The organism is Thauera sp. WB-2 (genome assembly GCF_027594845.1).
Lineage (GTDB): Bacteria > Pseudomonadota > Gammaproteobacteria > Burkholderiales > Rhodocyclaceae > Thauera > Thauera mechernichensis.
The window spans coordinates 2,627,256-2,641,548 of sequence record NZ_CP088935.1; the positions used below are offsets into that span (position 1 = coordinate 2,627,256).

14 protein-coding genes are annotated in these 14,293 nt (G+C 66.1%); 11 read left to right on the forward strand and 3 right to left on the reverse strand.

The features are described from left to right. Nucleotides 1-166: 166 nt before the first annotated feature. Nucleotides 167-1,093: a LysR family transcriptional regulator gene (locus LQF09_RS12045; protein ID WP_002935504.1), complete on the reverse strand. Its 927-nt coding sequence runs from the start codon at nucleotides 1,091-1,093 to the stop codon at nucleotides 167-169. 105 nt (nucleotides 1,094-1,198) lie between these two features. Here LQF09_RS12045 and LQF09_RS12050 point away from each other — a divergent pair, with 105 nt between their 5' ends. The 4 genes from LQF09_RS12050 (at nucleotide 1,199) to ettA (ending at nucleotide 6,811) form a co-directional block, all read left to right on the forward strand. Further along, nucleotides 1,199-1,975, forward strand: coding sequence for a ferredoxin--NADP reductase (locus LQF09_RS12050; protein ID WP_002929304.1), 777 nt, complete (start codon nucleotides 1,199-1,201; stop codon nucleotides 1,973-1,975). Between the two features lie 171 nt (nucleotides 1,976-2,146). After that, the gene (locus LQF09_RS12055) at nucleotides 2,147-4,513 is read left to right on the forward strand and encodes an EAL domain-containing protein (protein WP_002929303.1); all 2,367 of its coding nucleotides are present in this window, start codon (nucleotides 2,147-2,149) and stop codon (nucleotides 4,511-4,513) included. A gap of 114 nt (nucleotides 4,514-4,627) precedes the next feature. Next, nucleotides 4,628-5,110 (forward strand): glutathione peroxidase, encoded by a 483-nt coding sequence (locus LQF09_RS12060; RefSeq protein WP_002935502.1) that lies wholly within the window; start codon nucleotides 4,628-4,630, stop codon nucleotides 5,108-5,110. 36 nt (nucleotides 5,111-5,146) lie between these two features. Further along, nucleotides 5,147-6,811 (forward strand): energy-dependent translational throttle protein EttA, encoded by a 1,665-nt coding sequence (gene ettA, locus LQF09_RS12065; RefSeq protein WP_002929301.1) that lies wholly within the window; start codon nucleotides 5,147-5,149, stop codon nucleotides 6,809-6,811. Between the two features lie 7 nt (nucleotides 6,812-6,818). Here the strand turns inward: ettA and LQF09_RS12070 are convergent, their stop codons facing one another. Both LQF09_RS12070 and LQF09_RS12075 read right to left on the reverse strand, forming a co-directional pair. After that, the gene (locus LQF09_RS12070; RefSeq protein WP_270068056.1) at nucleotides 6,819-7,781 is read right to left on the reverse strand and encodes a M48 family metallopeptidase; all 963 of its coding nucleotides are present in this window, start codon (nucleotides 7,779-7,781) and stop codon (nucleotides 6,819-6,821) included. Nucleotides 7,782-7,825: 44 nt separating this feature from the next. Beyond that, complete coding sequence (locus LQF09_RS12075; RefSeq protein WP_270068057.1) at nucleotides 7,826-8,872, reverse strand: YjgN family protein; 1,047 nt, start codon at nucleotides 8,870-8,872, stop codon at nucleotides 7,826-7,828. A 323-nt stretch (nucleotides 8,873-9,195) separates the two neighbouring features. On the opposite strand from LQF09_RS12075, the gene LQF09_RS12080 reads away from it, so the two are divergent. From LQF09_RS12080 to cpaB, 7 genes are all read left to right on the forward strand, one after another. Next, nucleotides 9,196-9,423: a hypothetical protein gene (locus LQF09_RS12080; RefSeq protein WP_002929272.1), complete on the forward strand. Its 228-nt coding sequence runs from the start codon at nucleotides 9,196-9,198 to the stop codon at nucleotides 9,421-9,423. A 66-nt stretch (nucleotides 9,424-9,489) separates the two neighbouring features. After that, complete coding sequence (locus LQF09_RS12085; RefSeq protein WP_270068058.1) at nucleotides 9,490-10,818, forward strand: pilus assembly protein TadG-related protein; 1,329 nt, start codon at nucleotides 9,490-9,492, stop codon at nucleotides 10,816-10,818. Nucleotides 10,819-10,829: 11 nt separating this feature from the next. Continuing rightward, nucleotides 10,830-11,711 (forward strand): hypothetical protein, encoded by an 882-nt coding sequence (locus LQF09_RS12090; RefSeq protein ID WP_270068059.1) that lies wholly within the window; start codon nucleotides 10,830-10,832, stop codon nucleotides 11,709-11,711. Continuing rightward, nucleotides 11,692-12,447 carry a hypothetical protein gene (locus tag LQF09_RS12095; RefSeq protein ID WP_270068060.1) on the forward strand — a complete coding sequence of 252 codons (756 nt, stop codon included), beginning with the start codon at nucleotides 11,692-11,694 and terminating at the stop codon, nucleotides 12,445-12,447. The genes LQF09_RS12090 and LQF09_RS12095 overlap by 20 nt, the downstream gene beginning before the upstream one ends. Next, nucleotides 12,444-13,238: a hypothetical protein gene (locus tag LQF09_RS12100; RefSeq protein ID WP_270068061.1), complete on the forward strand. Its 795-nt coding sequence runs from the start codon at nucleotides 12,444-12,446 to the stop codon at nucleotides 13,236-13,238. The genes LQF09_RS12095 and LQF09_RS12100 overlap by 4 nt, the downstream gene beginning before the upstream one ends. Continuing rightward, the gene (locus LQF09_RS12105; protein ID WP_002929251.1) at nucleotides 13,235-13,420 is read left to right on the forward strand and encodes a hypothetical protein; all 186 of its coding nucleotides are present in this window, start codon (nucleotides 13,235-13,237) and stop codon (nucleotides 13,418-13,420) included. The genes LQF09_RS12100 and LQF09_RS12105 overlap by 4 nt, the downstream gene beginning before the upstream one ends. After that, the gene (gene cpaB, locus LQF09_RS12110) at nucleotides 13,417-14,268 is read left to right on the forward strand and encodes a Flp pilus assembly protein CpaB (protein ID WP_270068062.1); all 852 of its coding nucleotides are present in this window, start codon (nucleotides 13,417-13,419) and stop codon (nucleotides 14,266-14,268) included. Before LQF09_RS12105 ends, cpaB begins: the two co-directional genes overlap by 4 nt. Nucleotides 14,269-14,293 lie beyond the last annotated feature (25 nt).

The window sequence follows — 14,293 nt, forward strand, 5'->3', positions numbered from 1 at the left end:
AGGAGCGGCGCCAGCCGCGAGCTTTTGAGGGGCGGCTTCGACGCGCCTCGTCGCCTTCAACCCCTCGCGGCTCGTGCCGCTCCTACAGCGCCCCCTAGCGCGCGTCGGCATCCCGTAAGCGCAACGCAAGTCGCGATTTCACCGCCAACGAGGCGCCAGTCGGGACTCAGGGCACCGGCGGCAGCGGAATCTGGTCACTGCGCCGTGCGCCGCCAGTGAAGGCGCGGCAGTCCTCCAGGAATCGACGGATGACGCGGCTGTGGTACTTGCCACGGTGCCAGACGAAGTAGAAATACCGCCGCAGGTCGAGTTGCGGGGTGTCGACCGGCACCAGGCTGCCACGGCGAAAGGCATCGCGAAGGGCGAGCCTGGACAGGCAGCCCAGTCCCAGTCCGCTCTCGACCGCACGCTTGACGGCCTCGGTATGCTCGAGTTCAAGCCGCGGCACGATGCCGCCCGGCCAGTGGCGCAAGGCCTGGTCGAAAGTCTCACGCGTACCCGAACCACGTTCGCGCAGAATCCAGGGCTGGTGGGCGATCGCATCCAGCCCGACTTGCCCCCCTTTGGCCAGCGCATGCCCCGGCGCACAGAACACCACCAGTTCGTCCTCCACCCAGGGCTCGACCTCGAGCGCCGCATCGACGACCTGGCCTTCGACCAGCCCCAGATCGATCTCGTGCCGCAGCAGCATGGCAGCGATGGTGGCGGTGTTATGCACCTGCAGGCGCACCCTGCTCTCGGGATGCGCCTGCAGGAAATTCGACACAATGAGCGGCAGCAGGTAGTTGCCGATGGTGAGGGTGGCACCCACCCGCAGGTTACCCAGACCACGCTCGCCGCGCAGCAAGGCGTCGATCTCCTCGGCGCGGTCCAGCAGCTCTACGGCATGAGCAAGCAACAGGCTGCCCTGCTCGTTCAGGCGCAGACGCTTGCCGGCGCGGTCGAAGAGCTGCTGATCGAACTGGCTCTCGAGTTCGGCCAACGCCGCACTGGCGGCCGACTGCGACAGTGCGAGCGCTTCAGCCGCACGCGAGACGTTCTCGCTGCGCGCGATCTCGACGAACACCTGCATCTGACGGAGCGTGAACCTCATATCGATTCAATAGGTAAGTGATATTACTATTATCCACCAGATCACTAACGACGCGGGCCTAGAATCAAGGCCATCCGAATCACCCCCACAGGGTCCGCAGCCGTCATGAGCAACCTCGTCACCGAACGTGTCCTCAGCGTCCATCACTGGAACGACTCCCTCTTCAGCTTTCGTACCACGCGCAATCCCGGCCTGCGCTTCGAGAACGGCCAGTTCGTGATGATCGGGCTCGACGTCGATGGCAAGCCGCTGACCCGCGCCTACAGCATCGCCAGCCCCAACTACGAGGAGCATCTCGAGTTCTTCAGCATCAAGGTGCCTGACGGCCCGCTGACATCACGCCTGCAGCACCTGCGCGAGGGCGACCCCATCGTCGTGAGCAAGAAGCCCACCGGCACCCTGGTGCTGCACGACCTCAACCCCGGCAAGCACCTCTACCTGCTCGCCACCGGCACCGGCCTGGCGCCTTTCCTGAGCGTGATCCAGGATCCGGAGACCTATGCGCGCTTCGACAAGGTGGTGCTGGTGCACGGCGTGCGCTTCGTTGCCGAGCTCGCCTACACCGACTTCATCACCCGCGTGCTGCCGCAGAACGAGTTCTTCGGCGAGCAGGTCAGCGAACAGCTCATCTACTACCCCACGGTCACCCGCGAAGCCTTCCGCAATACCGGCCGCATCACGCATGTGATCGAATCCGGCAGGCTGTTCGCCGACATCGGCCTGCCCGCGCTCGACCCGGCCACAGACCGCGTCATGATCTGCGGCAGCCAGGCGATGAACAAGGACTGCTGCGACCTGCTCGACGCGCGTGGTTTCTCCATGTCGCCGCGCATCGGCGTACCCGGCGACTACGTGATCGAACGTGCTTTCGTCGACAAGTGAGCGGGCGATGACAGGCGCACATGCGCTCGTGCTATCCCCTTTTTCTTGATATTTATCAAATTTGATCACACCTGGGCCGCTAGCATCGCGGCCCGTGAAAACACTCATACCCGCCTCCCTGTTCCTTTCTCTGCGCTGCCTGGCCGGTAGGTCACCCGGAGCGTACGGCGCATGACGCGTGCCGCCGTCTCCAGGCTGCTGAGGACCTCGACCCACATCAGGCTGCTGGTGCTTGGGCTGGTCGTGCTCGCCGTCGTGGGCAGCCTCTTCGTCCAGGCCGGCGCGGTCACCACCGGCGAGCACTTGCGCTATGCACGCGACCTGCGCGAGATCCGTCAGGTGGATGCCGAGCTCAACACCGCAACCATCGCGAGCCGCCTGGACATCGGCAGCTGGCAGGCGGTCGAAGCACACAGCGCACGCATGCGGACGCTGATCGATGCGCTCCACGACACGCCATCGTTCCTGACCCACGAGGAGAGGCTGCGCGTTCTCGATCAGCTCGACAGCTACGCCCGAATGCAGCAGCACAAGCAACAGCTGGTCGCGGCCCTCCAGGAGGAACTGGCGCGGATCACGGAGCCCGCCCAGGCCAGGCACCAGCGCCTGGACGAGCTCTCATCCGCCCTGCTTGCGCTGGCCAGCGCGCGCCAGGGCGAGGTCCTCGTGGAAAGCTATGCGGCTGGCTACAAGTCGGCCGCAGCGCGCACCCAGGCCCACCTCGTGCTGCTGCTCGCGGTTGCCCTGGGGCTCGGAGTCTTCCTGCTGTTGACTGCCATCCGGCTGCGCAAGACGACGCTGGCGGTAGCGGACACCAACGTCGAGCTCAATGCCACCGTCGCAGCGCTCCGCAGTGCAGAGGCTGAGCTGACGCGCTATGCGACCGTATTCACCAGCTCGAGCGAGGGCATGCTGATCACCGATGCCGCGGGGACCATCATCGCGGCCAACCCGGCGTTCAGCCGGATCACCGGCTACACCCTGGACGAGGTGATCGGGCACTCCCCCGGGCTGCTCAACTCCGGTCGCCAGGATGCGGGCTTCTACCGCCGCATGTGGTCGGCCATCAACAGCCGTGGCCAGTGGCAAGGCGAGATCTGGAATCGTCGGCGCAACGGTTCGATCTATCCCGAGTGGTTGTCGATCAGCGCAGTACATGGCGAGGACGGCAAGGTCCTGAACTACATCGGCATCTTCTCCGACATCACCGAACGCAAGGAGGCCGAGGCGCGCATCCTGCATCTCGCCCATCATGACCCGCTCACCAACCTGCCCAACCGCGCCCTTCTCCAGGACCGCCTGCAACAGGTGCTGCTTCAGGCGCGACGGCACAAACGCGGCGTAGCGGTGCTGCTGCTCGACCTCGACCGCTTCAAGACGATCAACGACATCCTCGGGCACGAGAGTGGTGACGGCCTGCTGCTGCAGATCACCGAACGCTGCCGCAGCACGATCCGCGACACCGACACGCTGGCACGCCTGAGCGGCGACGAATTCGTGATCGTGCTGCAGGAGGTCGACGGCGCTCACGATGCCGCACTCATCGCGCGCAAGATCCTCGACGAAGTGGCGCTTCCATGCCAGCTGGGCGAGCACCGGATCACGGTGACCGCAAGCATCGGCATCGCGCTCTACGACCAGGACGGCGGCACGCCCTCGGCCCTGCTGCGCAACGCCGACGCCGCGATGCATCGCGCCAAGGAAGCCGGACGCAATGGCTTCGAGTTCTTCTCGGCCGAGATGAACACCTCCTCGCTCGGCCAGCTGCTGCTCGAGAACCAGCTGCGCGGGGCGGCAGACCGCGGCGAACTGCTGCTGCACTACCAGCCCAAGGAGTGCGCGATCAGCGGCCGGCTGCTCGGGCTGGAGGCGCTGCTGCGCTGGCAGCATCCGGAGCTGGGCTTGGTCGCCCCCGGCCGCTTCATACCGCTCGCCGAGGAGATCGGGCTCATTGGCACGATCGGCGAGTGGGTGCTCGGCGAGGCCTGCCGCCAGCAACGCGCCTGGCTCGATGCCGGCCTCGACATCGTGCCGGTCGCAGTGAATCTGTCCGCACAGCAGCTTGCCCAGCAGAACATCGTCTCCCAGATATCGAACGCGATCAACGATGCCGGCCTTGCACCCGAGGTGATCGAGCTCGAGCTCACCGAAACCATGCTGATGCGCGACATCGACCGTAACATCCACACCCTGATCCGGCTGCGCGACATGGGCGTGCGTCTGTCGATCGATGATTTCGGCACCGGCTACTCGTCGCTCAACTACCTGCGCCAGTTCCCGGTCAATGCGCTCAAGATCGACCGCAGCTTCGTCAGTGACATCAGCGCAGAAGGCAACGAGGGCAAGATTGCCTCGGCCATCATCGGCATGGCCCACAGCCTGGGTTTGGAGGCAATCGCCGAAGGCGTGGAGACCGAGGCGCAACGCAGCTTCCTCGTCGCACAGGGCTGCCACCAGCTGCAGGGCTATCTCATTGGCAGGCCAGTGCCTGCGGGTGAGCTGGCGCCCCGCCTGCGACCGCGCCCCGGCCATCGCTGAGCACCACCCCGCAGCACCGAACTTGTGTCACCCTGCACGCGTCGAAGCCGCTGCGGAACGGGGCATTCACCCCGATTGCCGACAAGCGGACAAGGACCCATACGGAGAGACACGATGAATTCCAATCTGTACGAGATCGAAGTCGAGCGCCTCAGCGGCGGCACCACCACCCTTGGCGAACATGCCGGCAAGGTGTTGCTGGTCGTCAACACCGCCAGCCAGTGCGGCCTCACCCCGCACTACGCCGGCCTCGAGAAGCTCTACCAGACCTACAAGGACCGCGGCCTGGTCGTGCTCGGTTTTCCGTGCAACCAGTTCGGCGCCCAGGAGCCAGGCAGCGCGGAAGAGATCGGCGCCTTCTGCGAGAAGAACTACGGCGTGAGCTTCCCGATGTACGCCAAGATCGAGGTCAACGGTGATGGCGCGCATCCGCTCTACAAGCACCTCAAGCAGCACGCCAAGGGCATCCTCGGCACCGAGGCCATCAAGTGGAACTTCACCAAGTTCCTGGTCAGCCGTGACGGCGAGCGCATCGAACGCTACGCACCGACGACCACGCCGGAGGAACTGGTGAAGGACATCGAGGGGATGCTGTAGACTGCAGCCCTTTCCGACTCAGCAGGACCCTCCCCCATGGCCCAATACGTCATGTCGATGCTGCGCGTGAGCAAGATCGTTCCGCCCAAGCGTCAGATCATCAAGGACATCTCCCTTTCCTTCTTCCCCGGCGCCAAGATCGGCCTGCTCGGCCTCAACGGCTCGGGCAAGTCCACCGTGCTGCGCATCATGGCCGGCGTGGACAAGGAATACGACGGCGAAGTGCAGTGGCTCGCCGGCCAGCGCATCGGCTACCTGCCGCAGGAGCCCGAGCTCGACCCCGCCAAGACGGTGAAGGAAGAGGTCGAGTCCGCGCTTGGCGAGATCATGGAAGCCCGCCAGAAGCTGGAGGAGGTCTACGCCGCCTACGCCGAACCCGACGCCGACTTCGACAAGCTCGCCGAGGAACAGGCCAAGTACGAGAACATCCTGTCGACTGCCGGCAGCGACGTCGAGACCCAGATGGAAATCGCCGCCGACGCACTGCGCCTGCCGCCCTGGGACGCCGTGATCGGCAACCTGTCCGGCGGTGAGAAGCGCCGCGTCGCGCTGTGCAAGCTGCTGCTGTCCAAGCCCGACATGTTGCTGCTCGACGAGCCCACCAACCACCTCGACGCCGAATCGGTCGACTGGCTGGAGCAGTTCCTCACCCGCTTCCCCGGCACTGTGGTCGCCGTCACCCACGACCGCTACTTCCTCGACAACGCCGCCGAGTGGATCCTCGAACTCGACCGCGGCCACGGCATCCCGTGGAAGGGCAACTACTCGTCATGGCTCGAGCAGAAGGGTGACCGCCTGGCGCAGGAAGCCAAGCAGGAAGCTGCGCACCAGAAGGCGATGAAGACCGAGCTGGAATGGGCGCGCTCCAACCCCAAGGCGCGCCAGGCCAAGTCCAAAGCCCGCCTGGCCCGCTACGAGGAAATGGCGAGCGTCGAGTACCAGCGCCGCAACGAGACGCAGGAAATCTTCATCCCGCCCGGCGAGCGCCTGGGCGACAAGGTCATCGAGTTCCACAACGTCAGCAAGGCCTTCGGCGACAAGCTGCTGATGGACAACGTCAGCTTCAGCATCCCGCCGGGCGCCATCGTCGGCATCATCGGCCCCAACGGCGCCGGTAAATCGACGCTGTTCAAGATGATCGAAGGCCGCGACACGCCCGATTCCGGCACGGTCGAGATCGGCACCACGGTCAAGATCGCCGCCGTCGACCAGACCCGCGAAGGCCTGGCCAACGACAAGACGGTGTTCGATGCCATTTCCGATGGCGCCGACGTGCTTACCGTGGGCCGCTTCGAGATGCCCAGCCGCGCCTACATCGGCCGCTTCAACTTCAAAGGCGGCGACCAGCAGAAGATCGTCGGCAATCTCTCGGGTGGCGAGCGCGGGCGCCTGCACCTGGCCAAGACCCTGATCCAGGGCGGCAACGTGCTGCTGCTGGACGAACCGTCCAACGACCTCGACGTCGAGACCCTGCGCGCGCTCGAAGACGCGCTGCTGGAGTTCGCCGGCTGCGCGCTGGTGATCTCGCACGACCGCTGGTTCCTCGACCGCATCTGCACGCACATCCTGGCGGCCGAAGGCGATTCGCAATGGACCTTCTTCGCCGGCAACTACCAGGAATACGAAGAGGACAAGAAGAAGCGCCTGGGCGAAGAAGGCGCGAAGCCGAAGCGTATCCGCTACAAGCCGATCGCGCGCTGACGCGTGCCTACTGCGCGGCGCGCGCGTGGATGGCGCGCACGCGTTCTGGCGTTGGCGGATGGGTGGACAGGTAGCTACCCACGCCGCCCTGCGCCGGATCGAGGCGCTGCAGCATGTTGGCCAGATGGCGCGGGTCGACACCATGGCGGCGCATCATGTCCACCGCGTGGTCGTCGGCCTCGCGCTCGAAGCTGCGCGAGTAGCCAAGTTCGGTGAGGATCAGCGGCAGTGCGGTGACGGCAGACGACACCGCAGACACGTCGCCCACCACAACCGCAGCCAGAACACCCATCATCGAGGCCTGGATCGAGCGCCGCATCGCATGCCGATGTGCGACATGGCCAATTTCGTGAGCGAGCACGCCGATCAGCTCTTCGTCGCTGCGTGCGAGCCCGACCAGCTGATCGGTAAACACGATGGTGCCGCCCGGCAAGGCGAGCGCATTGGCGCCGATCTCGTCGCTGGCAAGGCGGAACAGCACGCGGATCGGCGGGTCCTCGCCAAGCTCTGCCGCAAGGGGCGCAAACAAGGCCTGCAGACGCTGCTGCTCTGTGGCGTCGAGTCTGCTCGGCGCCATCATCTGGCGGTCGATCAGCTCCAGCACCAGGCTGTCCGCGTGCGCATGCACGCTCTGCGGTAATGATGCAGCAATGGCACGCGCAGCCATCGGCACACCCCACTGCACGCTCGCCCACACAAAGGCCACCGTCACCAACACGCCGAGCAGCACATAGCGCAGGCGCGACTCGAGGTGATGGAGCAATCCCGCACCTGCTGCCGGCAACAACCGATCGACACCGTCGTTGTCCGCCGTCTCGAAGGCCTCTCCCCCTTTGAAGCGGATGAAGCGCGGCGTGTTGCCCAGCCGCGACGACACCTCGACCTCGTCGCGTTCCGCCACCGCGAGCAGATCGCCCCCCTCCGCCACCACCCTCACCTGCCCGCGCTCGCACCGCAAGGTCGCCGCCACGCGGCGAGAGCTGCTACCACCCTGAAAATGCCCGGCGACCTGCATCAGAAGCCCAGGTCGACGTCGAAGACATCGCCGATCTCACCGCCCACGGCACTCAAGGCAGCGCCCTGGTCGGCGACAAAGCGATCGAGGTCGCCATCGGCATCGAGGGCGATGTGTGCAGCCGCGTAACGGGCGCTGCGTACCTTCGCCCACGGGTAGAACAAACCCAGGGTGAGCACGATCGCCAGCGTGTTGGTGAACATGAGCGCAGCGTAGGAGCCGAGGCGGTAATCGGCGGCGGTCGCGTGGCGATCGATGGTGGTGTTGTTGAAGCGCAGATTGGTGAGCCTGACCGCGAACAATGCCATCGCCAGCAGGTACATGGCCACCATGAGCAGGATGGAGAGCGGCGGGAAGACCGTGCCCAGCACCCCGGCGACGATCGCTCCGGCCAGGAAGACACCAAGAACGATCAGGAAGAGCGTATAGAACTTGCCGGCGCCGGCAGCGAAACTGAAGTGCGTGACGCCATAGCGCGTGTTGTCGATGATGAAGCGCTGCTGGCGGAAAAAGGCATACGGGAACAGCAGGCCCAGCGTCAGCACGCTCAGCAGCGGCCACAGCAGGAATACCACGTAGGCCTCGCCGACGCGCCCATCAAAGCCGAAGCGCAGCCCACGCCAGGCCGAGTAATGGTTGCGAAAGGCAAGGCCGCGGACGATGACCCACGGCATGATCGCGATGAAGAACAGCATCAACACCGCCCCGAGCAGGGGCACGAACTCGCTGGCGAGTACGTACACCAGCAGCATGGCGAAGGCGACCAGGCGCCCCTTGAGGATGCTCAGCGGGCTGGCGAGATAGTCGAAACTGGCGCCGTCCAGACGGGTGCTGCCGTAGAAGTAGCGCTGCGTGCGCACCTTGGCCCAGGCCGAATAGATACCCAGCGTGACGATGGTGAGCAGAAGGTTGACGATCCAGATGCGGAAGAACTCGAAGCCCTCGCCGGCAAACTCGAACGCCACCCGCCGCCGTGCAGCCTGTTCGCGCGCTAGCCCTTCCAGCACCGCATCCTGGAACACCACCGAATGAACCGCCTGACTCATCTTTCCTCCCCCATGGCTGGCACCCACGGCACGCCATGACAGGATGCTATCAGCGCCGTTGTCTCTCGGCATCTTCTACCTGTCCCCGCTAGTCAGGTCAATGAGCTTTGAGGCTGCAAAGACCTGCGTACCCGTCCAGAACAAGGCAACGAACTTCAGCGCAACCCCATGTTTATCGCATTTGCATATTGACTATGCATTTCTCATTTGACATCATCATTACAGAATCATCACCGGACGGCAAACTCATGTCAGCACCTGCGCATCAGTCTCTCCAGAACACGCCCCGCCTCGTGCGCAAACCCGCTCAACACGGCCAGGGCATGACCGAATACATCATCATCGTCGCCATGATCGCCATCGCCGCCATTGCCGTGTATCAGTACTTCGGCCAGACGGTGCGCAACCAGACGGCGGCCATCGCACAGGAGCTGTCCGGCAAGGACGGCAGCACCGCCAAGAGCGCGGCCCAGACGGCGGCCGGTCAGGCACAGACAGTCGGCAACCAGAAGCACACCCTGGACACGTATGTGAATCAGGTCGGCAAGTAACCCGGCGCACAGCGCGGACGCCGAGCGGACATGCACAAGGGCAGACGGACAGAACCGCATACCCCCATGACGCCCAGGCAGCGCGGACAGGCACTCCCGATCGGGCTGCTGCTGGTCCTTGCCGTCACGGCCACCGCACTCTTCCTCTTCAACAGCGGGCAGCTTGTGCAGGAAAAGCTCCGCCTCACCAATACGGCCGACGCGGTTGCCTACAGCGCCGGCGTGTTCGAGGCACGCATGCTCAACTACGACGCCTACGCCAACCGCGCCATCATCGCCAACCAGGCCGCGGTCGGGCAGGCCGTCGCGGTGGCGTCGTGGGCCAGGTACATGGGGACATCAGCAGCCACGATCGGCCCCTACATGCACCTCATCCCAGGCGTCGGCACTGCGCTCGCCCGCGCCATGGAGCGTTTCGAGGACATCATGGACACCCTGACGCCCGCCCTTGCGGTCACCGTCGCCAACCATGACGCAGCCATCCAGGCGCTGGCGCTGGCGCAGCAGCTCATGCACGGCCCGGGCGACAGCCTTGCCCTTGCCGGACGCCTCGTACTGATGCGGCGCATCGCCCAGGAAAACGACCCGCAGGCCGTCGTCGACCCGATCCCGCTCACCGACGACTTTCTCGGCTTCACCCGCAACTACGCCTCGCGCGCCGAAAGGCAGCGCATGGGCAGGCTGGTCAACGACGACCGGGAGGCCTTCCTGCGCACTCGCAACTGGAACTTCGGTGTCGTCGTGCTCTGCCATGGCATCGAGTTGCGCAAGCGCGGCAGCACCGAACTGATCGGCCTGGTCGACGGCTGGAAGTCGATGGACACCTTCTCCGCTCACCACCATCGCATCCGCCGCTGGCGCTGCCGACGCAGCGAACAGCCGATCGGCTATGGCACGGCCGCATCCGCCGACAGCTTGGCAGACCGCGCATACGACTATGCTGGGTCGCGCCCCACCAATCCCCGGGCGAGCAGGCAGGCCGACTCACCCTCAGGCGTGGCCCGGGGCTTCCCCGCCAGCACCTTGGGCGGCGGCGCCGTCCCCACCTTCCGCGAACTCTCGGACCGGGCCCTGGCTGCGGACAGTCCGCGTACCCGCCTCAGCATCCGCGTCACCAAGCCCGGCTCGACCCAGCGCTTCTCCGGCGGCACAAGCAGCGTCAAGCCCGCTGGGCGGCTTCAGCTTTTCGACGGCGCAATGCTTGCCGGCACGAGCGCGGCAATCTCAAGCGTGGAAGTCTTCTTCGAGCGTCCGGACACCGGCAACCCCCGCCATCCCGGCCGCATCGAACGTGGCAGCCTGTTCAACCCCTACTGGCAGGCTCGCCTTGCGCCCGTGTCCGCAGCCGAACGCGCCCAGGCCCAACTGCGCCAAGGCAGCGTCCAGCTCCCGTGAGCCCCACCGCCATGTCATTCTCGCCCCAACTGTCCTCGATGGCCTGGATCCACCTGCTGCTGGCCGCAACCTGCCGCCTTCCCGTCCCGAACCATCCGATCGCAGCGGCGAGCATCGTCGCGGCGACAATTCTTCTTGCAGGCAATGCCATGGCCATCGGCACGCTTCCAGGGGGCTACGTGATTCATCGCGAGGCCAGCGTTCCTCCTGCGCGCAAGGCCGCGCAGGCCGTTCTCCCCGGCTTGCGCGCCGCCTGCGAACGCGAAGGTGCCGCGTTCCGGTTCGGCGGCGATCTCGACAAGGTCGGCACCTATCAGGTCATCGAGCACCACCACCCGGGCATGCGCAAGTCCTCGGTCGTCAAGCGCCACCATGAACTCGTCGCAATCTCGCGCTGCCATTACGAGGTACGCGTGCGCGAAACCACCAGGATCAGCCACTACGGCCCCCGGCAGCGCACGGTGCTGAGCCGCGAGATCGACCCCGTACGCGGACCCCAGCCGTGGCGCCGCAGAGCCATGCCGCATCTCGAGCACGACACGGCCGCCCTGCTGCGTGATGCCCTGTCCCTCGACAGCCTGGCACCTGCCGTGCCGACCACAGGCGAGGCGGCACTGAAGCCCGCTGCCGGACAGCGCGAGGATCGCATCGCCGGCCGATCGTGCCGCTGGGTGCAAAGCCCACCGCCGGTCGAGGTGCGCAGCTGCGTACTCCCCGAGGGCATCGGCATGCCCATCGACGACAGCCTCAGTACCGAGGTGCTCAGCACCGGCAGCGACGGCACGGAGCGCGTCCTGGAGGTCCGGGTGGTGCGCTTCGAAGGACCGTTCGATCTGCCGGTAAACGTGTTCGAGCCACAGGAGGATGCGGGCGATGCTGCCCAAACCCGCTGATCGCACCCGCATCCGCGGCCAGTCCAGCGTCGAGTTCCTGGCACTGGCGCTGGTGTTGCTGCCCCTGCTCCTGATCGTGCCCTTGATCGGCAAACAGCTCGACATCGCACAGGCGGCAGCGACCGCCGCCCGCTATGCAGCCTTCGAGGGGACGGTCCGCCACGGCGGCAGCCTCCAGCCATGGAAATCCGACGCCGTGCTGGCAGACGAGCTGCGACGGCGATTCTTCAGCACCAGTGCGGCTGCCATCAAGACCGGCGACGTGGCTGGCGACGTCAGCGCCGACCGCAATCCGCTGTGGTCCGACCACCGCGGTGGCGCACTGCTGCCTGTGTTCTCCACCCACGTCGGCGTAGAAAGCCGGCGCCAGGCACTCTCACAACCGGTGGGTGCAGTGTTCGCGGCGGGCATGGGCCTGGACAGGAGCAACCTGCATACAGCCAGGCTGCGGGTGGGTGTCGCGAACGTTGCCGGCCTTGCGCCTTTCGACGCACTCGGTCTGTCGATCGAGCGTCATGCCACGGTGCTGGTCGACCCATGGTCGGCCGCTGGCCCGGCAGCCGTGCGCAGCGCCCTGCGCCGGGAACCCTGGAATCCCGTCGGCCCCTTCCCGTTCGGCCCACTCGATACGCTCGTCTCGGCGCTTCGTCCCTTCGCCGCCGTGCTCGAGGGTAGCCAGCTACCCGACATCGGCCGCATCAACCCTGACATCATCCCCGCAGACCGCATCCGATGAAGACCCTGCGCACCCTGCCTGCAGCCGTCACGTCCATTGCCGTCGCATCACCCGCGCAGATGCCGGCCGACCGGGCCTGCATCCAGCCGCTGGGCGTGAAACGCCTGCTCCTCGCCTGCCTCCTTTCCGTCTGCCTTTTCCTTGCCAGCCCAGTCCCGTCACAGGCGGGCGAGCTGGCAGCAGCCTGGCCGACGCTCGCACACCCGCGAGAGTCACGCATCGACGAAGTCGGTGGGCAGATACGCATCAATGGCACGCCGATGCGTATCGTACGCGTACAGGCCACGCTCCCCGTCGACGCACTCGCCAGCCACTACCGGCAGGTGCTCGGCCAGCCGCATGCCGAATCGCAGGCTGGTGGCGCCCAGGTGCTGGCACAAGGCCGCGGCAACTTCTTCATCACCGTCACGTTGCAGCAGTTGCCCGATGGCGGCAGCGAGGCGCTGGTGGCCGTGGCGGACAGCCACGGCGCACGCGCGGCTGCGGGCAGGCCTCTCGGCCTCGACATACCGGCAGGTACGACCCTGCTCTCGGACATGGAATCAACCGACGGCGGGATCGCCTCGCGCCAGTTCGTGCTGGCCAATGCCCATAGCCTGCGGGTCAACCTCGATCGGCTGTCCGCAACACTCGCCCGCCGCGGCCTCCATCCCGAGAGCCCGCCCGTCACGGGCAAGGACGGCGCATTGCTGCAGCACTTCGGTGGCACCTCCGGCCAGGCGCAGCTCGTCCTGATGCGGCACGAGAACCAAACCCACGCCGTCCTCACCCTGCTCTCACGCCAGCCATGACTCGCCCCCCAGCTTCCTGCACACGCGGCCAGGCCCTTACCGAGTACCTCGTCGCGCTTCTCGTACTGGCGATGCTGATCGGCTTTGGCAGGGCGGGAGACAGCTCGGTGGTCGACACCCTGCTCACTGCCATCCACACCGCCTTCAACCGCCTGAGCGCCTTCATCTCACTGCCGCTATGACGCCAACCAACACGCCGCCGCGCGCCCGCAAGCACTGGGTGGTGCTCGCCTTCGCCCTCGCACTGGGCGGTATCGCGGCCTTTGCCGCAAGCAACTACCTGTCCAGCCGCATGGCCGAGATCGAAGCGCGCGATCGCGACGCTGACACTGTCCACCTGATCGTCGCCAAATCCAACCTGTCAGGCGGCGCGCTCATCACGCCCGAAACCGTTGCCGTGCGCGAGATCCCGCGCGCCTGGGCGCATTCCGGCGCGATCACACCCGAGCAGTTCAGTCGCGCAGAGGGCTCGGCACTCGCCCACCCCGCGGCGATCGGCGAACCCATCCTGTGGGCGCAACTGGAGGGCAACCGTGCCCCCAGCTTCTCTGCCCGCCTGCAAACCGGGCAACGCGCGGTCACCGTGCCGGTCGACGAGATCAGCTCACTGTCGGGCATGGTCGAACCGGGGGACCGTATCGACATCGTGGTCTCGATACGCGACGCCCATCGCAACTACACCTTCACTCTGCTGCAGAGCGTAGCGGTGCTCGCCACCGGCAGCCAGGCCGACGCCGAGAGCGCCAGGACCGACGGACGCCACGGCGGCTATACCACAATCACCCTCGACACCAACCCCGACGACGCCAAACGCGTCATCGCTGCGCGCGAGATCGGCCGTGTCACGGCGCTGCTGCGAGCGCCCGGCGACCTCTCGCCGGTGTCCTCGCTCATCACCGACACCCATGCCCTGCTTGGCCTCCCCAAGGGCGACAGCCGGAGCGTGAGCAGCGTCCCCGTCATCTATGGCGGCGGCCCGATCACCAACGGCCTGCAACTCACACCACACCGGGAAGCCCCCCTCGACTGACGCCTCCCCGCGATCCGTCCGCTAC